At 71.4% G+C, this 23,115-nt stretch carries 16 protein-coding genes; 11 read left to right on the plus strand and 5 right to left on the minus strand.

Annotated features, from left to right (window positions below; genetic code table 11):
- Nucleotides 1–35 precede the first annotated feature (35 nt).
- Nucleotides 36–785 carry an IMPACT family protein gene (locus MLY01S_RS02350; RefSeq protein ID WP_067188923.1) on the minus strand — a complete coding sequence of 250 codons (750 nt, stop codon included), beginning with the start codon at nt 783–785 and terminating at the stop codon, nt 36–38.
- A 177-nt stretch (nt 786–962) separates the two neighbouring features.
- On the opposite strand from MLY01S_RS02350, the gene coaE (MLY01S_RS02355) reads away from it, so the two are divergent.
- The 8 genes from coaE (MLY01S_RS02355) to MLY01S_RS02390 all read left to right on the plus strand — a co-directional run bounded on the left by coaE (MLY01S_RS02355) (nt 963) and on the right by MLY01S_RS02390 (nt 11,839).
- Nucleotides 963–3,341 carry a dephospho-CoA kinase gene (coaE, locus tag MLY01S_RS02355; RefSeq protein WP_067188925.1) on the plus strand — a complete coding sequence of 793 codons (2,379 nt, stop codon included), beginning with the start codon at nt 963–965 and terminating at the stop codon, nt 3,339–3,341.
- Nucleotides 3,342–3,528: 187 nt separating this feature from the next.
- Nucleotides 3,529–4,275: a dephospho-CoA kinase gene (coaE, locus tag MLY01S_RS02360; RefSeq protein WP_082739533.1), complete on the plus strand. Its 747-nt coding sequence runs from the start codon at nt 3,529–3,531 to the stop codon at nt 4,273–4,275.
- A gap of 61 nt (nt 4,276–4,336) precedes the next feature.
- Nucleotides 4,337–6,475, plus strand: coding sequence for an excinuclease ABC subunit UvrB (gene uvrB, locus MLY01S_RS02365; RefSeq protein ID WP_067188927.1), 2,139 nt, complete (start codon nt 4,337–4,339; stop codon nt 6,473–6,475).
- A 2-nt stretch (nt 6,476–6,477) separates the two neighbouring features.
- On the plus strand, nt 6,478–7,845 hold the full coding sequence (locus MLY01S_RS02370; protein WP_067188929.1) for an MFS transporter: 1,368 nt from the start codon (nt 6,478–6,480) through the stop codon (nt 7,843–7,845).
- Nucleotides 7,842–8,621 carry a SatD family protein gene (locus tag MLY01S_RS02375; RefSeq protein ID WP_067188931.1) on the plus strand — a complete coding sequence of 260 codons (780 nt, stop codon included), beginning with the start codon at nt 7,842–7,844 and terminating at the stop codon, nt 8,619–8,621. Before MLY01S_RS02370 ends, MLY01S_RS02375 begins: the two co-directional genes overlap by 4 nt.
- The gene (locus MLY01S_RS02380) at nt 8,618–9,523 is read left to right on the plus strand and encodes a hypothetical protein (protein WP_067188933.1); all 906 of its coding nucleotides are present in this window, start codon (nt 8,618–8,620) and stop codon (nt 9,521–9,523) included. Before MLY01S_RS02375 ends, MLY01S_RS02380 begins: the two co-directional genes overlap by 4 nt.
- On the plus strand, nt 9,520–10,344 hold the full coding sequence (locus MLY01S_RS02385; protein ID WP_067188935.1) for a putative hydro-lyase: 825 nt from the start codon (nt 9,520–9,522) through the stop codon (nt 10,342–10,344). Before MLY01S_RS02380 ends, MLY01S_RS02385 begins: the two co-directional genes overlap by 4 nt.
- 241 nt (nt 10,345–10,585) lie before the next feature.
- Nucleotides 10,586–11,839, plus strand: coding sequence for a TerC family protein (locus MLY01S_RS02390; protein WP_067188937.1), 1,254 nt, complete (start codon nt 10,586–10,588; stop codon nt 11,837–11,839).
- An 89-nt stretch (nt 11,840–11,928) separates the two neighbouring features.
- On the opposite strand, the gene MLY01S_RS02395 is transcribed toward MLY01S_RS02390, so the two are convergent.
- Together MLY01S_RS02395 and MLY01S_RS02400 are read right to left on the minus strand one after the other, a co-directional pair.
- Nucleotides 11,929–13,422 (minus strand): alpha/beta fold hydrolase, encoded by a 1,494-nt coding sequence (locus MLY01S_RS02395; RefSeq protein ID WP_067188939.1) that lies wholly within the window; start codon nt 13,420–13,422, stop codon nt 11,929–11,931.
- Nucleotides 13,423–13,530: 108 nt separating this feature from the next.
- Nucleotides 13,531–16,158, minus strand: a complete 2,628-nt coding sequence (locus tag MLY01S_RS02400) for a DEAD/DEAH box helicase (protein ID WP_067188941.1) — start codon at nt 16,156–16,158, stop codon at nt 13,531–13,533.
- Nucleotides 16,159–16,201: 43 nt separating this feature from the next.
- Here MLY01S_RS02400 and MLY01S_RS02405 point away from each other — a divergent pair, with 43 nt between their 5' ends.
- Both MLY01S_RS02405 and MLY01S_RS02410 read left to right on the plus strand, forming a co-directional pair.
- Entirely contained in the window at nt 16,202–17,113 is a 912-nt protein-coding gene (locus MLY01S_RS02405) for a methyltransferase domain-containing protein (RefSeq protein ID WP_067188943.1), read from the plus strand.
- Between the two features lie 118 nt (nt 17,114–17,231).
- Complete coding sequence (locus MLY01S_RS02410; protein ID WP_167635489.1) at nt 17,232–18,248, plus strand: acyltransferase family protein; 1,017 nt, start codon at nt 17,232–17,234, stop codon at nt 18,246–18,248.
- Nucleotides 18,249–18,312: 64 nt separating this feature from the next.
- Here the strand turns inward: MLY01S_RS02410 and MLY01S_RS02415 are convergent, their stop codons facing one another.
- Both MLY01S_RS02415 and MLY01S_RS02420 read right to left on the minus strand, forming a co-directional pair.
- The gene (locus tag MLY01S_RS02415) at nt 18,313–19,173 is read right to left on the minus strand and encodes a class I SAM-dependent methyltransferase (protein ID WP_082739540.1); all 861 of its coding nucleotides are present in this window, start codon (nt 19,171–19,173) and stop codon (nt 18,313–18,315) included.
- The gene (locus tag MLY01S_RS02420; RefSeq protein WP_067188947.1) at nt 19,170–19,850 is read right to left on the minus strand and encodes an MBL fold metallo-hydrolase; all 681 of its coding nucleotides are present in this window, start codon (nt 19,848–19,850) and stop codon (nt 19,170–19,172) included. Before MLY01S_RS02420 ends, MLY01S_RS02415 begins: the two co-directional genes overlap by 4 nt.
- 310 nt (nt 19,851–20,160) lie before the next feature.
- Between MLY01S_RS02420 and uvrA the strand changes: the two genes are divergently transcribed.
- Nucleotides 20,161–23,040, plus strand: coding sequence for an excinuclease ABC subunit UvrA (gene uvrA / locus MLY01S_RS02425; protein WP_371327618.1), 2,880 nt, complete (start codon nt 20,161–20,163; stop codon nt 23,038–23,040).
- Nucleotides 23,041–23,115 lie beyond the last annotated feature (75 nt).

Genomic DNA, 23,115 nt, shown 5'->3' on the forward strand with positions numbered 1-23,115 from the left:
CCCGCACCGTCACGGTGCGGGGCCGTCGGGGCGTGTCAGGTCGGGTCCGCTCCGTCCACGTCCACCCAGTCGTGGCCGACCGGCACGGCCGTGCCGGCGCCGGAGGTGACCGAGGCGAGTGAGGCCTGAAGGGACTCGATGCGGGTGGGGGAGTCCGGCACGGCGACGCACAGCACGGCGGCGTCCGCCTCGTAGCGCACGTCGTGGACGTGATGCCCGGCGGAGTCCAGCTCGTGCTGCCAGCGGCCGGCCTCGGCGTGGGGGGCATCCACCTCGAACAGGGCCATGCGGGAGCGGGTGACCAGGGGTGCGGCGTCGAGGGTCGCGCTCACCGTGTCCGAGTAGGCGCGCACCAGCCCGCCGGCGCCGAGCTTGACGCCCCCGAAGTAGCGGACCACCACGGCGCAGACGTCGGTGAGGTCGCGAGCGCCGTCCGGACCGGTCTGGCGCTGCATCAGGGCCTCGAGCATGGGTACACCGGCGGTGCCGGCCGGTTCGCCGTCGTCGTTGGAGCGGGCCTGGCGACGGTCCGGCCCGAGCACGAACGCGCTGCACACGTGCCGGGAGTCGTGGAAGCGCCGGCGCAGGGCCGAGATCATCTCGCGTGCGTCGTCCTCGGAGTCCACGCGGGCCACGAAGCCCAGGAACCGGGAACGCCTGATCTCCAGCTCCACATGGGTCCACCCGTCCTCCGGGCGGGTCCGCGCGGCGGGCACCGTGCAGCGCACCACGCCGGCGGCGGCGTCGGATGCGGCAGGGGAGACGGCTGGGTCTGAGGCGGACATGGGCTCCACTCTAGGGCGGCTCCACTCTAGGCCCGTGACACCCCGGCCTGACACAGCCGGTCTCGACCTGTGCCGAGCTTCTGCCTAGGATCGTCGGCAGTGCTCTTCCGGCACCGCACCCGGCCGCGGGCCCTTTGGACCGGCCGCCCCGGGTTTCGACGACACCACCCCACTCGAATGAACTCATTCCTGACGCGCCTTCACGACCGCCTGGGGCTGCGCACCTCGCCCGCGATCTTCTTCGCCTCGGCCCTGGTCATCATCGTCTTCACCGTCGCCATGGGAGCGTTCCCGGGCCCGGTCCAGCAGGTCTTCGGCGTGGCCGCCCAGTGGCTGCGCTATGACATCGGCTGGTTCTACACCGCCTCGGCGACCTGCCTGGTGGTCTTCGCCTTCGGTCTCGCGTTCTCCCGCTTCGGCCGCGTCAAGCTCGGCGACGACGACGCCACCCCGGAACACTCCGGCATCGCCTGGTTCGGCATGCTCTTCGCCGCAGGCGTCGGCGCCGTGCTCATGTTCTGGGGCATCGCCGAGCCGATGAACCACTACGCCAACCCCCCGCTGGAGGGCACCGATCCCTACACGGACCAGGCCCTGATGCAGGCGATCAACTTCGCCAACCTGCACTTCGGCATCCACATGTGGGGCATCCTCCTGGTGCCGGGCCTGTGCTTCGGGTACTTCACGTACAAGCGCAAGCTTCCCCCGCGCGTGTCCTCCGCCTTCCAGCCGATCCTCGGCGACGGCATCCACGGACCCATCGGCAAGACCATCGACGTCGTCACCATCGTCTCCACGGTGTTCGGCATCGGCGTGTCCACCGGCCTGGGCGCCCTGCAGATCAACGCGGGCATGAACTACGTGTTCGGCACCCCGATCGCCGGCTGGGTCCAGGCGCTGATCATGGCCGTGATCACCGCCGCCGCGCTCACCTCCGTGCTGGCCGGCATGGACAAGGGCGTCAAGCGCCTGTCCTACATCAACATCTGCATGGCTGTGGCCTTCATGCTCTACTGCCTGATGTGGGCGGAGTCCTCGCTCAACGTCCTGCGCGGCATGGTCGAGTCCGTCGGCCGCTACGTGCAGGCGCTGCCCATGCTCACCACCTTCAGCGACACCCTGGGCGGCGGCGCCTGGTCCGGTGACTGGACCGTCTTCTACTGGGCGTGGACCGTGTCCTGGGCACCGTTCGTCGGCCTGTTCGTCGCGAAGATCTCCCGCGGCCGCACCATCCGCGAGTTCGTCTTCGCCGGCATCGGCATCCCGACCGCCTTCGTGATCATCTGGATGGGGGTCTACGGCTTCTCCTCCTACCAGCTGGACCGGTCCACCGCGTCGGCGCCCGGCGCCCCGGGTGAGATGACCCAGACCATCGTGGTGGACGGCAACGTCCAGGCCGCGCTGTTCCAGTACCTGCAGCACATGCCGCTGTACCTGCCGGTCGCCACGTTCGCCCTGCTGATCATCGTCATCTTCTTCGTCACCTCCATCGACTCCGGCGCCCTCGTCATGGACGCCATGGCCTCCGGGCACGAGGAGGAGACCACCCGGCGCCAGCGTGTGTTCTGGGGCCTGTCCATCGGCCTGGTCTGCACGGCCATCATCACCACCGCCGGCGAGGACGGCCTGGACGCCCTGCAGGAGGTCATCATCGTCATCGGCTTCCCGGTGATGGTCCTGACCCTCATGCAGGCCGCCCTGCTGCTGCGCGCCCTGCGCGAGGACGCCGGCTCCCTCAAGCCGATGCGCACCCGTCAGTGGAAGCCCGTGCTCCCCGCGGAGGAGTACCACCGCCGTGCCCAGGAGGGCGGCGTGGACATCACCGACTACTCCATCCGCCCGCAGTTCGAGGTCGGCACCGAGCCGGAGTACGACACGCACACCCCGAACACCTGGCACCAGCAGAAGACGGTCGCCGAACGCGCCGCCGTCACCATCGGCATGTCCGGTGCCGTGGCGTCCGGCAAGTCCCTCGTGGCCTCTGAGTTCGCGCGCCACGGTGCCGTCGTCGTGGACTACGACGACCTCATGCACGAACTGCTCGTGGCCGGCCACCCCGCCGTCCGGGAACTCGGCGGCGTGTTCGGCGAGGACATGGTCCGCGCGGACGGCTCCGTGGACTGGACCGCCGTGGACGCCCTGACCGCTGAGTCCACCGCCGCCCGCACCCGCCTCTACGAGGTCGTCGACCCGCACGTGAAGGCCGAGGCGAACCGCCGGGCCGCCGCGATCGGCGACGACGCGGTCCTCGTGGTGGACCTGGCCCTGCTGGACGAGTCCTCCTCGGCCCGCGACTTCGACCGCGTGATCGTGGTCGAGTCCTCGGTGGAGTCCCGCGTGGAGCGGCTCATGGCCGAACTCGGCCTCACCCGCGAGCAGGCCTGGGCCGAGATCGACGCGGATGCCCAGGACGCGGACCCCAGCGACGCTCCCGGCTGGACCACCATCGAGAACTCCGGCACCCGTGAGGAGCTCTCCGCTGCGGTGGACGCCTACTGGTCCGAACATGTCCAGCCCGTGCTGGACCAGGTGAAGGCGGCGTCCACCGACGCCTGATCCGCCGCCGTCCCGGACACCGGGACGAAACGCCGCCGGCCGGTGTCGCCCTCGGGCGGCCCCGGCCGGTAGCGTGCTGTGGGCCGGAGCACAGCGGCCCGCCTCGCGCGCGGCCTCTCGGGGACGGCGCCCTTGACGACGACGGCCCCCTCGCCTCCGCCTTCCGACCCACCGAGGAGAGACTTCCGTGACCGAGACCGTCGCACCCCACCCCTCCCGTCCCCGTCTGCACGTGGGCCTGACCGGCGGCATCGCCGCCGGCAAGTCGACGGTGGCCCGGGTGTTCGCCGAGCGCGGCGCCATCCTGGTGGACGCGGACAAGATCGCCCGCGACGTGCTCGCCCGAGGCACCGAGGGCCTCGCCGCCGTCCAGGACGAGTTCGGCGACCGCGTCATCACCGCCGAAGGGGACCTGGACCGTGCCGCCATGGCCGAGATCGTCTTCACCGACCCGGCCGCCCGCGAGCGCCTCAACCGGATCGTCCACCCGCGCATCCGCGCCTTCGGCCGCCGGCTCGTGGCGGAGGCCGGCCCGGACGCCGTGGTGGTCCAGGACGTGCCGTTGCTCGTCGAGTCCGGCCAGGCCTCCGCCTACGACCTGGTCGTCGTCGTCGAGTCGCCGGTGCAGGAGCGCATCCGCCGCATGGTGGAGGACCGCGGCATGACCGTGGAGGACGCCCAGAACCGCATCGCCGCCCAGGCGAGCGACGAGGAGCGCCGCAAGGCCGCCGACGTGCTCCTGGTCAACGACGCCGACCTGGATGCGCTGAAGCGCGCGGCGAACAAGGTCTGGGACCGCTTCATCGCCGTCGACGGCGACGGCTTCGACCCGGACTCCACCCAGGGCCGGGACGAGCCGGCCGGCGAGGCACCGGCTGCCGACGCCGCCGAGCCGGCCGAGGACCGCGGCGAGGGGCGCGCCCAAGGCCGGTGACGTCGTCGGGACGGCGGGCGAGGACCGCACCGCGTCCGCCGACCCGCGTAGGCTGGCTGGCATGAGCCTGGCCCAGCAGATCAACCGCGTCGTCGCACCCTTCGAGGTCGTCAGCCCCTACCAGCCCTCGGGGGACCAGCCGACGGCGATCGCCGAGCTGACCGAGAGGATCCAGGCCGGCGAGAAGGACGTCGTCCTCATGGGAGCCACCGGCACCGGCAAGTCCGCCACCACCGCGTGGCTGATCGAGTCCCTGCAGCGGCCCACCCTGGTGATGGTCCAGAACAAGACGCTCGCCGCGCAGCTGGCCAACGAGTTCCGCGAGCTGCTGCCGCACAACGCGGTCGAGTACTTCGTCTCCTACTACGACTACTACCAGCCGGAAGCGTACGTCCCGCAGACGGACACCTTCATCGAGAAGGACTCCTCCATCAACGAGGAGGTCGAGCGTCTGCGCCACTCGGCCACCAACGCGCTGCTGACCCGTCGTGATGTGGTCGTGGTCGCCACCGTCTCCTGCATCTACGGCCTCGGCACGCCGGAGGAGTACATCGAGCAGATGGTCACCCTCCGGCAGGGGCAGGAGATGGACCGGGACGCGCTGCTGCGCCAGTTCGTGGCCATGCAGTACGTCCGCAACGACACCGACTTCCACCGCGGCACCTTCCGCGTGCGCGGCGACGTGGTCGAGATCATCCCCATGTACGAGGAGCTGGCCGTGCGCATCGAGTTCTTCGGCGATGAGATCGAGTCCATCCAGACACTCCACCCGCTCACCGGCCAGGTGATCCGGGAGGAGGACGAGATGTACATCTTCCCGGCCTCCCACTACGTGGCCGGCGACGAGCGCATGGCGAAGGCCATCACGTCCATCGAGGACGAGCTGCGCGAGCGCCTGCAGGAGCTGGAGTCCCAGGACAAGCTCCTCGAGGCCCAGCGGCTGCGGATGCGCACCACCTACGACCTCGAGATGATGCAGCAGATGGGCTACTGCAACGGCATCGAGAACTACTCCCGGCACATCGACGGCCGGCCCGCCGGCTCCGCCCCGCACTGCCTGCTGGACTACTTCCCGGACGACTTCCTCCTGGTGGTCGACGAGTCCCACGTGACCATCCCGCAGATCGGCGCGATGTACGAGGGGGACATGTCACGCAAGCGGACCCTGGTGGAGCACGGGTTCCGGCTGCCGTCTGCCATGGACAACCGGCCGCTGAAGTGGGACGAGTACCTCGAGCGCATCGGCCAGACCGTGTACCTGTCCGCGACCCCCGGACCCTACGAGCTCTCGCAGGCCGACGGCTACGTGGAGCAGATCATCCGCCCCACCGGCCTGGTGGACCCCAAGGTGGTGGTCAAGCCCGTGCAGGGGCAGATCGACGACCTGCTCGAGCAGATCCGCATCCGCACGGCCAAGGACGAGCGCGTCCTCGTCACCACGCTGACCAAGCGCATGGCCGAGGACCTCACCGAGTACCTGCTCGAGCACGGCGTGAAGGTCGAGTACCTGCACTCGGACGTGGACACCCTCCGGCGTGTGGAGCTGCTGCGTGAGCTGCGCAAGGGCACCTTCGACGTGCTCGTGGGCATCAACCTGCTCCGGGAGGGACTCGACCTGCCCGAGGTGTCCCTGGTGTCCATCCTCGACGCGGACAAGGAGGGCTTCCTGCGCTCCACCACCTCGCTCATCCAGACCATCGGCCGCGCCGCCCGCAACGTCTCCGGCGAAGTCCACATGTACGCGGACAACGTCACGGACTCGATGCGCCGGGCCATCGACGAGACCGAGCGCCGCCGGGCCGTGCAGATCGCGTACAACCGGGAGCACGGGATCGACCCGCAGCCGCTGCGCAAGCGCATCGCGGACATCACGGACCAGCTGGCCCGCGAGGACGCGGACACCGCGGACTTCCTCTCCGGCATGGGCGGCGTGAAGTCCGGCTTCGACTTCGGCATGGGCCGCCGCGGCATCACCTCCGCGCGCGCCGACGCCGCCGAGCAGGGCGAGGGCGAGGACGGAGCGAGCCCTGCCGTGGACGCCGCCACGCTGCCGGCGAAGGACCTCGAGGACCTCATCACCCAGATGTCCCGGCAGATGCACCAGGCCGCCGCCGAGCTGCAGTTCGAGCTGGCCGCGCGCCTGCGCGACGAGGTCGCAGAGCTGAAGAAGGAACTGCGTCAGATGAAGCGGGAGGGCTGAGCATGGGCCGGGACCACGGGGTCGCCCGGGCACGTCATCAGCACAGGGTCGTCACCACCCTGTCCCTGAGCCAGGTCTTCTCCGGCATCGGCAACGGCGCCGCCCTGGCCGTCGGCTCCCTCATGGCGGCCGAGCTCTCGGGCAGCGACGCGCTGGCGGGCACGACCACCATGGCGCTGTCCCTCGCCGGTGCGCTGTCGGCGCTGCCGCTGGCCCGGCTGGCCCTGGCCAAGGGGCGGCGCATCACGCTCTCCACGGCCTACGGCATCGCGGCGTTCGGTGCGCTGGGCATGATCGTGGCCCCCATGCTCGAGGAGGCGTTGCCGGGGATCGGCTACCCGGTGCTGGTGCTCGCGGCGCTGCTCATCGGCCTCGGGGGTGCAGGCAACCTTCAGGCGCGCTTCGCGGCCACCGACCTGGCCGAGGACCGCACCCGCGGGCGGGACCTGGGCATCGTGGTCTGGTCCATCACCGTCGGCGCCGTCTCCGGGCCGAATCTCATCGGACCCGGCTCGGCTGTCGCCGAGGCGCTCGGGCTGCCGGAGACCTCCGGACCCTTCCTGTTCTCCCTGGTCGGCATGGTCCTTGCGGTGACCGTCCTGCAGATCGGGCTGCGGCCGGACCCCCTGCACCTGCGCCCGGACGTGGAGGTGGGCCAGGAGGCCGCCGAGAAGGTCGCCGCACCCCGGCTCCGCGACGGCCTCAAGGTGACCGTGGCGAGCCGCAGGCTCCTGCTCGGCGTGGGCTCCGTGGTCGCCGCGCACACCGTGATGGTCGGCATCATGGCCATGACCTCGGTGCACCTGTCCCAGCTGGCCGCCGCCGAGTACGCGGGCCATGCCGGTCAGGCGACGGGCGGACACCATCACACGGACGCGGACACCCTCGTGGTGATCGGGCTGGTCATCTCGCTGCACATCGCCGGGATGTACGCGCTGTCCCCGCTCGTGGGTCTGCTCGCCGACCGTTGGGGGCGGCTCAGGACCATGGCGCTGGGCGAGGGCGTGCTGCTGGGCTCCTGCGTGACGGCCTTCGCCTGGCCGGGCAGCCGGGGGGCCGTGACGGTCGCGCTCATCCTCCTGGGTCTGGGGTGGTCCCTGGTGACGGTGGCAGGCTCCGCCTACGTGTCCGAGCATGCGGCCGGCCCGCGCAGGGTGCTGGTCCAGGGCGTCACGGATGCCGGGATGGGTGCCGGTGCCGCGGTGGCGGCAGCGCTGTCCGGGCTGATCATGGCCGTCATCGGATTCCACGGGCTCGCCGTGGTGGGCGGTGTGATCTGCCTGGCGGGCCTCGCGGGAGTGCTCGCCGCCCTGCGCCATGACCTTCACGCTTATACTAATGTCAGTATCAGTCAGGAAGTGATGTCATGACCGAGCAGGGGGCCGTGCCGGCCGTGGCGGTGATCGCGGATCTGGTCGGGTCGCGGCTGCTCCCGGACCGTGCATCCGCGCAGGAGCAGGTGCTGCACGCCTGGGCCGAGGCCCATGGGCAGGTCTGCGGATCGGCTTCGTCGCATGCGGACGGGCAGGCGGGGACGGACGAGACGAGTTCCGGTACAGCCGGGGACCAGCCCCCGGCCCCGGGAGCGGGGCAGGTCCCGCCGTGGGCGACCGTCGGCGACGAGTTCCAGGCCGTCTACCCGGACCTGCCCACCGCACTGCGCGCCCTGCTCCGGGTGATGCTGGCCCTTCAGGAGCCGGTGCGCCTGCGCTTCGGCATCGGGCTCGGACACGTGACCGCGCTGGCCGACGGCCAGGGCGGACCGATCCAGGACGGCGACGCCTGGTGGTCCGCGCGCGCCGCGATCGAGGCCGGACACGAACGGGATGCGACGGCGGCCACGCTCGAGGTGCGCTCCGCCGCCGGGGACGCTGCGGAGGACGGGGAGGCGGTGCCCGGACTGGAGGCGGCGGCGGCCCGCCTGCTGGAGCACCTCATCGGAGCGATGAAGCCGCGGGAGCGGCGGATCGTCCGCGCCACCTTGGACGGCGTCTACCAGAAGGACGTGGCCGAGGCCGAGGGCATCAGCCAGTCCGCCGTGTCGCAGTCGCTGACCCGCTCCGGCGGGCGGATGCTCGTGGACGTGGACCATCTGCTGGCGCAGGCCGCCGGACGGCCGGCCCGGACGGGGCAGGAGCACCGATGATCGGCGTCGTCCTGCTGTGCCTGGCCGCCACCGAGTTCACCGTGGCCCTGCTGGCCGGTCGCGGGCCTGGGGCGGTCCCCACCGCACGCCACCGGCTCATCGGTCTCGGCGTCGGCGCGGTGGTCGTCCTGCTGACCCTGGTGTTCGTGGCCCTCACCTCGTCCCTCGGAGGGCACGGCGGCTCCGGAGGAGCCGACGCCGCCCCCGTCCTCCTCGCCGGCGCCCTGGCCCTGGCGGCGGGCTGCGCCTGGACGGCCGCCGGGACACGCGCCTGGGCCTCGCCCGTCCTCGTGGCGGTGCTCGTCCTGCTGGCCGGCCTCGAGCTGGTGGCCTACGGCGGCCTCCACGTGGCGCTGGGGTCCGGATGGCCGGTGGTGCTCGGCGCCTTGGCGTTCCTCATCGAGCCGGGCAACCGGATCACCCGTGACGTCCTCGTCCTCGCCGGCCGTCCGTCCACCCAGGACGGGCCGCCAGCCCCCGCCCAGGCACCTGCAGACGACCCTCGCGACGACGCCGTATCCGAGACCACCGGTGAGGCCGCCGTCGCGGCCGCCGTCGAGGTGCCCCCGGACGCTCCCACAGCCGGGGCCGACGCGTCCACCGGCACCACAGAAGAGTCCGGCGCCCCGGACTCCGGCCTGCGCGGCGGCCGCTGGATCGGCCCGGTCGAGCGTCTGCTCCTGGCAGGTCTGGGCCTGGCCGGCGCCTATCAGGTGGTGGCGGCACTCATGGCCGCCAAGGGAATCGTCCGCTTCCCGGAGATTTCCGCGGACGCGGGCAAGGGCTCCCGCGCCGAGGAGTTCCTCGTCGGGTCCCTGACCAGCTGGGGCCTGGCCTTCGTCTCCGCACTGCTGATCTTCGCGGCCGCCCACGGCCCGCTTCTGGAGGTGCCCTCCCCATGACCGACCCGTACACGTCCGCCGCCGACGCCCTCGCACAGGAGCCGCAGGCCGCCTCCGAGGCGCCCGCCGCCCATCGCGCTCGCTTCCGGGGCGGCCTCGTCCGGCCCACCTCGGGCCTGGCACCGGGGTTCACCCAGGCGAACTTGATCGTCCTGCCCGCGGACTGGGCCTACGAGATGCTCCTGTTCGCCCAGCGCAACCCAGCCCCCATGCCGCTGCTGGACGTCACCGACGCGGGCGATCCCACCACGCCGTGGGCACCGGGCGCGGACCTGCGCACGGACCTGCCGCTGTACCGGCTCTGGCGGGACGGCGAGCTCGTGGGCGAGGTGGCGGACGCCACCTCCCACTGGACCGGGGACGCCGTGGCCTTCCTCATCGGCTGCAGCTTCGGGTTCGAGTCGGCGTTGCAGGCGGCCGGCGTGCCGGTGCGGAACATCGACCAGGGCCGCAACGTCGCCATGTACCGGACCGACGTGCCGCTGCGCTCGGCCGGCCGCATGAGGGGGGAGCTGGTGGTGTCCATGAGGCCGGTGCCGCCGCGGCTGGTGGCGCGGGCGGCCGTCGTGTCCGCCGGCGTGCCGCGGGCCCACGGTGAGCCGGTGCACGTCGGCGATCCGGCGGCCCTCGGCATCGCAGACCTGGATGCCCCGGACTATGGCGACCCCACCGAGATGCACCCGGGGGATGTCCCCGTGTTCTGGCCCTGCGGCGTCACCCCGCAGCGCGCGCTCGAGCTGTCACGCCCTCCGTGGGCGATCACGCACGCCCCGGGGCACATGTTCGTCACGGACCAGCCGGACGGGCGGCGCCCCGCCTGAGCGGTCACCATGACCCTGCGCCGACCTGACCACCGCACGCGGACCGCTTCGCTACACTGGTCGGCGTCGTAGGGGAGTATCCCGAACACTGCGGACGTCAGCACGCGACCGGAACGCGTGACCATGGTCGGTCACCTGTCGCCGGGAGCCGGACGCAGCGGCCTGAGAGCGCCATGGAGCGCCGGGCGGAGAGACTTGCGGTCGTTTCCACCTGTCCTGGAGCTGAAAGGCACCGACGATCATGGAGATCAACGGATTGACGTGGGGGCTGACGATCGCACTGATCGTCGGCCTGCTCGCGTTCGACTACTTCGCCCACGTGCGCAAGGCGCACACCCCCACCATCCGCGAGGCCGCGGTCTGGTCCGCCATCTACATCGGAGCGGCCCTCGTGTTCGGCCTCGTGTTCTTCGCCTTCGGCGACACACAGCACGCGGTCGAGTACTACACCGGCTACATCCTGGAGAAGGCGCTCAGCGTCGACAACCTCTTCGTGTTCCTGGTGATCATGGCGTCCTTCAAGGTGCCCCGCGACTACCAGCAGAAGGTGCTCCTGTTCGGCATCACCTTCGCCCTGATCTCGCGCACGGTGTTCATCCTGCTCGGTGCGGCGATCATCAACGCCTGGTCGGACGTCTTCTACATCTTCGGCATCTTCCTTCTCCTCGTGGCCGGCTCCCAGCTGAAGGGGGAGCTCGCCGGCGACGAGGCCGAGGACGAGGCGGACAACATCATGGTCCGCCTGGCCAAGCGCTTCCTCCCGGCGTCCGAGAACTACGACGGCGACAGGCTCTTCAGCATGGTCGACGGCAAGAAGGTCATGACCCCGATGCTGCTGGTCATGGTGGCCATCGGTGCGACCGACATCCTCTTCGCCTTCGACTCCATCCCGGCGATCTTCGGCGTGACGCAGGAGGCGTACATCGTCTTCAGCGCCACCGCGTTCTCTCTCATGGGCCTGCGCCAGCTGTACTTCCTCATCGACGGCCTGCTGGACCGCCTCGTGTACCTCGCCTACGGCCTGTCGGCGATCCTCGGCTTCATCGGCGTGAAGCTCATCCTCCATGCCCTGCATGAGAACAACCTGCCGTTCATCAACGGCGGCGAGAACGTGCCGGTCGCCGAGATCCCGACCACCGTGTCCCTGCTCGTCGTCGTCGGCGTCCTCGCACTGACCGTGGTCGTGTCCCTGTACTCCCCGAAGGGCAAGGCGCTCATCGCGCTGCAGAACGCCGAGAAGTTCGCGCACCGGTACTCCAAGCTGCCGGCGGACGCCCCCGCGGAGGAGCGCCGCAGGGCGGAGGAGAAGATGGACGAGTGGACCGAGCGGGCCGAGAACGTGGACCAGAAGTGGAAGGACGAGCTGCTGGACCACAAGGACACGTTCTCCTCGATCATCCGCTCCGCCCACGAGGCCCGGCTGCAGGACGCCTCGGCCACGGACTCGCGCGGCGTGTCCCAGAAGATCGTGGCCCAGGACGGCCCGGACGTCTGAGGCCCGCACCGGCTCCTCCGGCTGCACGACGACGGCCGCCCACCTGTTCGAGGTGGGCGGCCGCTTGCGTCACGGGTGAGCCGCGGGGGTCAGGACGTCGTGTCGGTGGGGTCGTCGTTCGGGGCAGGGCTGCCGCCGGCGAGTTCGAGGAGCTCACGGAGGATCCGTGCGCCCTCGTCGCCGATGCCGTCGTGGTGGAACTCGCCGTACTCCTTGACCTTCAGCCCCTGCACGGCCTCGGCGGTCTCCAGGGAGAGGTCGCGGTCCACGTACACGTCGTCGGTGTACACGGCGGCGGCCACCGGCACGGTGTTCTCCGCCAGGGCTTCGACGTCGTAGAGCGGGCCCCAGTCCTGCTTGGCGGCGAGGATCTGCGTGGCCTCGGCCAGTGGGGCGAGGTCGGAGTCCGCGGCGACCTGCCAGGCGAACACGTGCTCGCCGGTGGGCACCGGGGCGGCGTTCTCGGCGGCGGTGGCCTCGGGGTCGAAGTCAGGGTGCTCGGCGAGCACGCGCGCGGCGGCCCAGCCCGTGGCGGCGGAGCCGGTGGCCTCGCTGACGGCGTCGGGCTGTGCATAGATCGCCTCGTGCAGCACGGTGTAGAGCGGGTGGGTGCGGCGCTCGACCATGCCGGCCACCGCCGCGCGGAACGCCTCGGACAGGCGAGGGGTGCCGCCGGTGGTGTCCAGCCCCTCGGTGAGCAGGTACACGAGCGTGTCCAGGCGGGTGTTGCCACCGAGGTACATGCCGAGCATCTGGGCGCGGGCCACGGTCAGCTCGCTGCCGTCTGGGAGCATCTCCGGCTCTCCTGCGGCGGCCCGGGAACGCAGGTGGGCCACGATGCGCTTCCAGCCGTCCTCGGCCTGCGGCACTCGGCCGAAGAACTCCTCGGCACGGGCGCGCATCCGGGCGTAGGTGGCGCGGTAGACCCGGTCCGCGTGACCGGTCACGGGGGCGAGTCCGCCGGTGACCAGCGAACGCTCGAGGGACTCCGGGTACCAGGACAGGTAGGACAGCGTGCAGAACCCGCCGAAGGACTGGCCGAGCGTGGTCCAGCGCTCGACCCCCAGGGCCAGGCGCATCATCTCCGCGTCCCGGACGATTCCGGGGGCACGCAGGTGGACCAGGTAGTCGGCCTGGGCCTGCGGGGACAGGGCGGACAGGGAGGCCACGGTGGCCGGGGTGGAGGCGCCGGTGCCACGCTGGTCCAGCATGAGCACCCGGTGGGTGCGGCACGCCTCCTTCATCCATCCGCCCAGGCGTGCCGGACGGGTGCCGCCGGAGCCCGGGCCTCCCTGCAGGTAGAGCAGCCACGGCTTCGTTGCGTCCTCCGCCGAGTCCGAGGCACGGAACTCGCGGGCGAACACGGTGAGGGTTCCGGCGCCGCCGGGGCCCGGGCCCGTGCCGTCCGCGGTGTGCTCCCGGGCCTCGGCCAGGGTCTGGGAGTGGTCCACCGGCACCGTGAAGCGGTGCTCCACGGTCACAGTGCCGTCCAGCAGTGCGATCGTGTCGCCCTGCTCGTGGGCGGCGGGCTCGAGCGCGGCGAAGCCGCGCGGATCGCCGGGGACGAAGGTCTGCTCGGTCATGGTGCTCCTTCTGTCGCCTCGGCGAGGCGAGCGCGACGGTCGATGGGGCGGGGGGCGAGGGGCCGTCGTCGGGAGTGAAACGGGGGAGGGACGGGCGGCCGGTGCCGGTCAGCGGGTCTGCCAGCCGGACTCCGGGCGGCCGACGGAGACGACCGTGATGACGGGGCCGGCGGCCTCGTCCGAGGCGTCCAGGTCCACGACGGCGTTGATGCCGTGGTCCAGGTCCCCGTCGCGGTCCACGAGGACCTGGCGCACGCCCCACCAGCGGGAGCCGGTGAGCTCCACGGGGGAAGGCACTTCGGGGGAGCGGTCCACCAGGAAGTACTGGGGGCCGCGGGCCGCGGGGCCGTCGTCGATGTCCTCGTGGTCCTCGAAGAAGTCGTCGAGGGCATCGGCCCAGTCGTCCGCAGACAGGTCACCGGAGAGCTCGGCGAGCGCGTGGTCCTGTTCGTCGCCGAAGAGGCGGACCCGGTGGAACATGGCGTTGCGGACCATGACGCCGAAGATCTGTTCGTTGTCGGTCAACCGCGGCGGGGTCGGCGGGGCGATGGACTCGTGGTCCTTGCGGAGTTCGTCGATGTCCCCGGCCACGAGGTCCTCCCACTCCTCGAGGAGGGAGGAGTCGGTCTGCTTCACGGTCTCGTCCAGCCAGTCGAGCATGATCTGCAGTTCGTCCGTGCGGGCCTCCTGCGGGACGGTGTGCCGCAGCGCCTTCACGGCGTCGGTCAGGTAGCGCAGCAGCACGCCCTCGGAGCGGGCCAGGCCGTAGAACTGCACGTAGTCGCCGAAGCCCATGGCGCGCTCGAACATGTCCCGGACCACGGACTTGGGGGTGAGTTCGAACTCGGCGAGCCACGGGGCGCCGGCCCGGTAGGTCTCGAACTGCTGCTCGAGCAGCTCGGCCAACGGCATGGGGTAGGTGACCTCGTCGAGGGCGCGCATGCGCTCGGTGTACTCCATGCCCTCGGCCTTCATGGCGGCCACGGCCTCCGTCTTGGCGCGCTTGACCTGGCCGGTGAGCACCTGGCGTGGCGGGTCCAGGGTGGCCTCGATGACCGAGACCACGTCCAACGCGTGGTTCGGGTCGGCCGGGTCCAGCAGGTCCAGGGTGGCCAGGGCGAAGGGGGACAGCGGCTGGTTCAGTGCGAAGTCCGGCTGCAGGTCCACCGTCAGGTCCACGGTGCGCCCCTCGGCGTCGGGCTCGGGCAGGCGTTCGACGACGCCGGTGGCCAGCAGCTCACGGAAGATGCCGATGGCCCGACGCATGAGGATGGCCTGGCGGGCCGGGGTCTCGTGGGTGCTGCGCAGCAGGCGGCGGACGGCGAGGACGGGGTCGCCGGGACGGTCCAGGATGTTCAGCAGCATCGAGTGGGTGATCTGCATGCGGGAGACCAGCGGCTCGGGCTCGGCGGCCACGAGCTTCTCGAAGGTGGCCGGTCCCCAGGAGACGAAGCCGGCCGGCGGGGTCTTCTTCTTGGATCCCTTCATGGACTGCTTCATGCGCTTGGCGCGCTCGGCCTCGTCCTTGACGTTCGCGAACCTGGCGGCGGCCTTGCGCTCGGCAGCCCTGTTCTCGATCACGTGCTCCGGGGCCTGGACCACCGCGTAGCCCTGCGTGTCGAAGCCGGCGCGGCCGGCGCGGCCGGCGATCTGGTGGAACTCCCGGGCCTGCAGGATGCGGGTCCTCTCCCCGTCGAACTTGGACAGGGCTGTCAGGAGCACGGTGCGGATGGGCACGTTGATGCCCACACCGAGGGTGTCCGTGCCGCAGATGACCTTCAGCAGTCCGTCCTGGGCCAGCTTCTCCACCAGGCGGCGGTACTTCGGCAGCATGCCGGCGTGGTGGACACCGATGCCGTTGCGGACCAGACGGTTCAGGGTCTTGCCGAAGCCGGCGGAGAACCGGAACCCGGCGATCCGCGCGGCGATGGCCTCCTTCTCCTCCTTGGAGGCCACGGAAACGGACGCCAGACCCTGCGCCGTCTCCACGGCGTCCAGCTGGGAGAAGTGCACGATGTACACCGGCGCCTGGTGGGTGGCGACCAGCTCCTCCACCTTCTCCTGCAGCGGGGTCTCGGAGTACTCGAAGCTCAGTGGGATGGGCCGTTCGGCGTGGGCGACGACGGCGACCTCGCGTCCGGTGCGCTCGTTCAGGTCCGCCTCGAGGCGGCTGGTGTCGCCGAGGGTGGCGGACATCAGCAGGAACCGGGCCTGGGGCAGCTCCAGCAGGGGGACCTGCCAGGCCCAGCCGCGGGAGGGGTCCGCGTAGTAGTGGAACTCGTCCATCACCACGGTGCCGATCTCCATGCCCGAGCCTTCGCGCAGGGCCCGGTTGGCGAGGATCTCTGCGGTGCAGCAGATGATCGGGGCGTCCCCGTTGACGGTGGAGTCGCCGGTGACCATGCCGACGTTCTCCGCGCCGAACACGTCCACCAGGGCGAAGAACTTCTCCGAGACCAGCGCCTTGATCGGCGCCGTGTAGTAGGAGACGGCGCCGTGGGCGAGCGCGTCCGCGTGGGCGGCCAGCGCCACCATCGACTTCCCGGAGCCGGTGGGGGTGGCCAGGATGACGTTGTGTCCCTGGACCAGCTCCATCACGGCCTCCTCCTGGGCCGGGTAGAGGGTGATGCCCCGGGACGTGGTCCAGTCCGTGAAGGCGCCGAACACCGCGTCCGGCTCGGGGGAGGAGCCGAGGGACGTCAGGGTGTCTGTGAAGGAAGAAGTCGCGGAGCTCATCGCGCTCTACCCTATCGGCGGCGGGCGGACCTACGGTGGGGCCATGGCCGATCAGCATGCTTCCGCCGGCACCGCCACCCACGACGACGGCCCGGTCCCCTCCGGAGCCCCCGGCGCCGGCTTCCGCTGGGATCCGGCGCAGTACGAGGTGTTCGCCGACCATCGCAGACGCCCCTTCGCGGACCTCACCGCCCGCATCGGTGCCACGCACCCGCGCCGCGTGGTGGACCTGGGCTGCGGCCCCGGCACCATGACCGAGGCCCTGGCCCGCCGCTGGCCCGAGGCCGAGGTGGTCGGCCTGGACTCCTCGCAGGAGATGGTGGACGCCGCCAACGCCCGCCCAGACCGACCGGAGAACCTCCGCTACGCCACCGTGGACGCCCGCGCCTGGTCCCCGGAGCCGGACACCGACGTCCTCGTCACCAACGCGATGCTCCAGTGGATCCCGGAGCACCGCGAGCTCGTCCGCGGCTGGCTGGCCGACCTGCCCGCCGGCGCCTGGTTCGCCGCCCAGGTCCCGGCCCAGCACCGCAACCCCTCGCACGCCGAGCTGCACCGCCTCGCCGCCGAGGAGCCCTTCGCCGCCGTGGTGTCCGGCGAGCGCTCCACGGACACCGTGGCGGAGCCGGCCGACTACGCCGGTGACCTGCTCGCCGCCGGCTGGGAGGCCGACGTCTGGGAGACCACCTACCAGCAGGTGATGCGCGGCCCGGACCCGGTCCCGGCGTTCACCGGCGCCACCGTGGCCAAGCCGTTCGTCCACGCCCTCACCGCCCACGACGAGGCCCACGGCCTCACCGGCACGCCCGAGGCCCTCGCTCCGCGGTACCGCGCCGCCTACGCCGAGCGCATGCGTGCGGCCTACCCGCGTGTGCCCGGCACCGGCGAGGGAGACGATGCCGCCGTGCTCTTCGCCTTCCGCCGGATCTTCCTGGTGGGCCACCGCCCCGGCTGAGCCGGTGCTTGGGCCCGCCCGCAACGGGCGGCGTGGCCCCTCGGCAACGTGCCCGGTGCCCAGTCGATCCTGCGCGCCTGCGGGCCCGGCGGCGCCCGGCGAGGCTACCCTGGTGCGCATGCCCACCCCCACCTCTGCGGCTGCGCCGCGCCCCCGTCTGCTCTGGATGGACGTCTATCGGGGCCTGGCGGTGCTGCTGGTGGTCCTGCTTCATGCCCAGACGGCGCTCGTGGACTCCGGTCTGGCCCGCTCCGAGCTGGTGCGGGACGTCAACGCCGCCGTGGGGTCGTTCCGGATGCCCGGGCTGCTGCTGGTCTCCGGCATGCTGCTGACGCTGTCCCTGCGCCGGCCCGCCGGGCAGTACCTCGCCGGCAAGCTGCGCCGCATCGCGTGGCCGTGGCTGCTCTGGACCGCGGTGATGCTGCCGTTCTTCGGCCTGGCCGCCGCCCTGGAGCCCACCTGGTGGCTCAACGGCGCCCACACCTGGTTCTTGTCCGTGGTGTTCGTCGGCTACCTGCTCGGGCTCGCCCTGAAGCGCGTGCCGCCGCTGATCATCGCCGTGGTCCTGTTCGCCCTGGCCATCCGGCTCGAGCCGGACGCGATCACGGGCGGGCTGCACGAGTGGGCGCTGGTGGCCGAGCGCATGACCTGGTTCGGCGGGTTCTTCTTCGTCGGCGCAGCCCTCGGCCGCTGGCGCGAGGACCTGCCCCGGATCCCATGGCAGGTCATGCTCCTGCCGGCCGTCGTCACCTGGGACTGGGCCCGACGCGCGATCGAGGCCGGCCGGTATCCGTCCGAGGAGAGCTGGCCGGTGATGACCATGTCCGTCATCGGCGTGGTATCCGTCCTCTGGCTGCTCGCCCAGATCCCGGACAACCCGCTGATGCGCGCCTTCGCCTGGGTGGGCCGCCACTCGATCGTGCTGTTCGTGGTCCACTACCCGGTCATCCGTCTGCTGCGTCGCACCGTGGACCTGCCCGAGGGCATCGCCGGCGTGGGCCTGCTCTTCGCCGCCGGCGCGGGCGTCTCCCTGGTCTTGGCCGCGCTCTACCCGTGGACGAAGTACCTCTTCGAGTTCCCCTCCACGTCCCGCCTGGTCCGCGCCGCCCGACGACGGCCCGTCGCCACCGCCTGAGCGCTCACCTCCGCCTGCCTTCTCGCCCGGTTTCCGCCGCCGAGCACAGGGTTCTGGCGGTCCCTCAGGGCCGGGTGCCCAGGGCCAGCAGGTGCGCCGAGAGGTCCGCGACGCCCGGTCGGGTCGGAGCGCCGTCCGCGTGGAGCGCGTCCAGGCGGTCGGCCAGGGCCACGGCCGCTGCGGAGAGTTCGGCGTCGGGCGCCTCTGACTGCAGGGCGACGGCCGTGGGCGCCTCGAGTCCGCGCACCGAGACCTCGGTGAACCCGGCGGCGCGCAGCTCGTCCGCCAGCTCCGCCGAGCTGTGGAAGTGGCCGCCGGGGAACCCGGGGCCGGGGTTGGTCCAGGCGCCGTCGTTGAGCAGGGCCACGTCGTCGGCGTCCACGTGGGGGTCTCCGGAGGCGACCCGCTCGAGCACGCCGTCGAGAAAGGCCCCGAGCCGGCTGATGCCCGCGGCGAAGACCAGGCCGCCCGGACGCAGCACGCGGTGGGCCTCGGCCAGGGCGCGCAGCCGGTCCCTGCGCGAGGGCAGGTGGTAGAGCGGCCCGAAGAGCAGGACGGCGTCCGCGGAGGCCTCGGCGAAGGGCAGGTCACGGGCGTCGCCGACGAGGGCCTCCACACCCGGCAGCGCGGCGGCCACGGCCACCTGCTCCGGCACCGGGTCCAGGAGCGTCACCGCATGCCCGTCGTCGGCGAGCCATTCGGCGTGCACACCTGTTGCGCCGCCGACGTCGAGCACACGGGAGCCGGGGGAGAGGCGGGCGCGCAGCAGGGACTGCACGCGGAGGAACTCGACGGCGCTCTGCGCGCTCTGGGTCCGCAGCCGGGCGTCCTCGTCGAAGTCCTGTCCGTAGAAGCGCAGGACCTTGCTCTCGAGGCGGTCCTGCCCGGGGCCGTGCTCGTCCGCGGCGGTGCTGCGCGCGGTCACCAGCCGCGCTCGGCCCACTCGTCCAGGTGCGGGCGCTCGGCGCCCAGGGTGGTGGAGTCGCCGTGGCCGGGGTGGACGACCGTGTCGTCCTCGTAGACGTCGAAGAGGCGCGCGGTCACGTCCGCCAGCAGGGAGCGGAAATCCTCGTCCGACCAGGTCTTGCCGACGCCGCCCGGAAAGAGCGAATCCCCGCTGAACACCATGGGCTCCTCGTCCGGGCCCGACTGCAGCACCAGGGCGACGGAGCCGGGGGTGTGGCCGCGCAGGCCGATCACGTCCAGCTCGATGCCGTCGACTCCCACCGTGGCGCCGTGCTCCAGGCGCTCGGTGACCTCGGTGCCGGTCTCCTTCTCGATCTGTTCGGCGTCTGCGGCTCCGGCGGCGTGGCGCGGCGAGTGCTGCTCCACCACGGCCGCGGTGGCACGGATGTGGTCCCAGTGCCGGTGCGTGGTGATCAGCAGGTCCAGGTGCGGTTCGCACGGGGTGTCGTCCGCCGCGGAGGCCAGCAGCGCCGCGATCGCCTCCGGCTCGTCCGCCGCGTCCACGAGGATCTGCGCTCCCGTGGTCTTGGAGGTCAGCAGGTAGACGTTGTTCTGCATCTCGGAGACGACGCACGTGCGCACCGTGACGGCGGGCAGATCGTGCAGGAGACGGGGAGCGGCGGGGGACGCGGACATGAGCTCGAGTCTACGTGCGGACTGTGCTGCAGGACAGCTCGATCTCCCGGACCGCCACGGCGGGCGAGGGCAGAGGCGAAGGGCGCGCGGCCGTCGTCGGGAAGCGGCCGGCGGGAGCCGCGGCGGGCGGCGGCGACGTCCGCCCTGGGCGGAACAGTCGGCAGGATCACGCCTGCGGGCCCTGGCGGGGGCCGCGTCCGCCCCTAGACTGGAGCGCGTGTCGAACACAAATACGAACAGCACCGCCCCCACCGGACTCGCCGCAGGACCGCACGGCCACGCGGGCGACACCGCCGACCCGGACCGGATCGTGGTCCAGGGAGCACGCGAGCACAACCTCAAGGACGTGGACGTCTCCCTGCCCCGCGACTCCATGGTCGTGTTCACCGGCCTGTCCGGCTCCGGCAAGTCCTCCCTGGCGTTCGACACGATCTTCGCCGAGGGCCAGCGCCGGTACGTCGAGTCGCTGTCCTCCTACGCCCGCATGTTCCTCGGACGGGTGGACAAGCCGGCCGTCGACTTCATCGAGGGTCTGTCCCCGGCCGTGTCGATCGACCAGAAGTCGACGAACCGCAACCCGCGCTCGACCGTGGGCACCATCACCGAGATCTACGACTACATGCGCCTGCTGTGGGCCCGCATCGGCGTGCCCCACTGTGCGGACTGCGGCGAGCCCGTGGACCGGCAGACCCCTCAGCAGATCGTGGACCGGCTGCTGCAGCTGCCCGAGCGCACCCGCTTCCAGGTCCTCGCCCCGGTCGTCCGCGGCCGCAAGGGCGAGTTCGTGGACCTGTTCTCCTCCCTCTCCGCGCAGGGCTACGCCCGCGCCGTGGTGGACGGCGAGCTCGTCCAGCTCTCGGACCCTCCGACCCTGAAGAAGCAGGTCAAGCACACCATCGCCGTGGTGGTGGACCGCCTCGCCATGAAGGAAGGCATCCGCCAGCGCCTCACCGACTCGGTAGAGACCGCCCTGAAGCTCGCCGACGGGCTCGTGATCGCCGACTTCGTGGACGTGGAGGTCGTCGAGGAGAAGGGCAAGAAGAACACCGGAGAGTTCTCCGGCCGCGGCGCGGACGGCACCCCGCGCTACCGCCCCTTCTCCGAGAAGCTGTCCTGCCCGAACGGCCACGAGCAGACCGTGGACGAGATCGAGCCGCGCTCCTTCTCCTTCAACAACCCGTTCGGCGCCTGCTCCGAGTGCACCGGCATCGGCTCCCGTCTGCAGGTGGACGAGGAGCTCGTGGTCCCCAACGACGAGCTGTCGCTGGCCGAGGGGGCCATCGCCCCCTGGTCACTGGGCAAGTCCACCGCCGAATACTGGCAGCGCATCCTCGCCGGGGTGGCCAAGGACGTGGGCTTCTCGCTCACCACGCCGTGGCGCGACCTGCCCGAGGAGGCCCGCCACGCGGTCCTGCACGGCAAGGACTTCAAGGTGGAGGTCGCCTTCCGGAACCGCTTCGGCCGCGAGCGCCGCTACACCACGGGCTTCGAGGGCGTCATGCCGTACATCGAGCGCAAGCACGGGGAGACGGAGTCGGACTCGGCCCGAGAGCGCTACGAGTCCTACATGCGCCAGATCCCGTGCCCGGCCTGCGGCGGTGCGCGCCTGAACCCCACCGTGCTCAACGTGCTCGTGGCGGACAAGTCGATCGCGGACGCCACACGCCTGCCGCTGCGCGAGCTGCTCGCCTTCTTCGAGGCCCTGGAGCTGACCGAGCGTGAGCGCCGCATCGCCGACCAGGTCCTCAAGGAGCTGCTGGCCCGCCTGAGCTTCCTGCTGGACGTGGGCCTGGAGTACCTGAACCTGGAACGCTCCGCCGGCACCCTCTCCGGCGGCGAGGCCCAGCGCATCCGCCTGGCCACCCAGATCGGCTCCGGCCTGGTGGGTGTGCTCTATGTGCTCGACGAGCCGTCCATCGGCCTGCACCAGCGGGACAACCGGCGCCTGATCGACACGCTCCTGCGCCTGCGCGACCTCGGCAACACCCTGATCGTGGTGGAGCACGACGAGGACACGATCGCCGAGGCGGACTGGATCGTGGACATCGGCCCCCACGCCGGCGAGCGGGGCGGCGAGGTCGTCCATTCCGGTTCCCTGGAGGACCTGAAGGCCAACACCCGCTCCATCACCGGCGACTACCTGGCCGGCCGCCGGAGCATCCCGGTGCCGGCCCAGCGCCGCGCGAGTGACCCGGACCGCGTCATCACCGTGCGCGGCGCCCGAGAGAACAACCTGCAGGACGTGGACGTCACCATCCCGCTCGGAGTGTTCACCGCCGTCACCGGCGTCTCCGGCTCCGGCAAGTCCACGCTGATCAACGAGATCCTCTACAAGGTGATGGCCAACCGCCTCAACGGGGCCAAGCAGGTGCCCGGCCGCCATCGCAGCGTGGAGGGGCTGGACCACCTGGACAAGGTGGTGCACGTGGACCAGAGCCCCATCGGCCGCACCCCGCGCTCGAATCCGGCCACCTACACCGGGGTGTTCGACGCGATCCGCAAGCTCTTCGCCGAGACCCCCGAGGCGAAGGTCCGCGGGTATCAGCAGGGCCGCTTCTCCTTCAACATCAAGGGCGGCCGCTGCGAGGCCTGCGCCGGGGACGGCACCCTGAAGATCGAGATGAACTTCCTTCCGGACGTCTACGTCCCCTGCGAGGTCTGCCACGGTGCGCGCTACAACCGCGAGACCCTCGAGGTCCACTACAAGGGCAAGAACATCGCCGAGGTCCTGGACATGCCGATCGAACAGGCCGCCGAGTTCTTCAGCTCCTACACGAAGATCTCGCGCTACCTGAACACCCTCGTGGACGTCGGTCTCGGCTATGTGCGCCTGGGGCAGCCGGCCACCACGCTCTCCGGCGGCGAGGCCCAGCGCGTGAAGCTGGCCGCCGAGCTGCAGCGTCGCTCCAACGGGCGCACCGTCTACGTGCTGGACGAGCCCACCACCGGCCTGCACTTCGAGGACATCCGGAAGCTGCTGCACGTGCTCCAGTCCCTCGTGGACAAGGGCAACACCGTGCTGACCATCGAGCACAACCTGGACGTCATCAAATGCGCAGACCACATCGTCGACCTCGGCCCCGAGGGCGGCTCCGGCGGCGGCCAGGTGGTGGCCGTCGGCACCCCGGAGGAGGTCGCACGGGTGCAGGCCAGCCACACTGGACGGTTCCTGAAGGAACTGCTCGGCTGACCCGCCCCGCCGCCTGTGTCGTCGGCCGACCGCGCTGACGTAGCATGACGGGGACCACTGACGGGGCGGACCCAG

It is taken from the genome of Micrococcus lylae NBRC 15355 (assembly GCF_001570885.1).
Lineage (GTDB): Bacteria > Actinomycetota > Actinomycetes > Actinomycetales > Micrococcaceae > Micrococcus > Micrococcus lylae.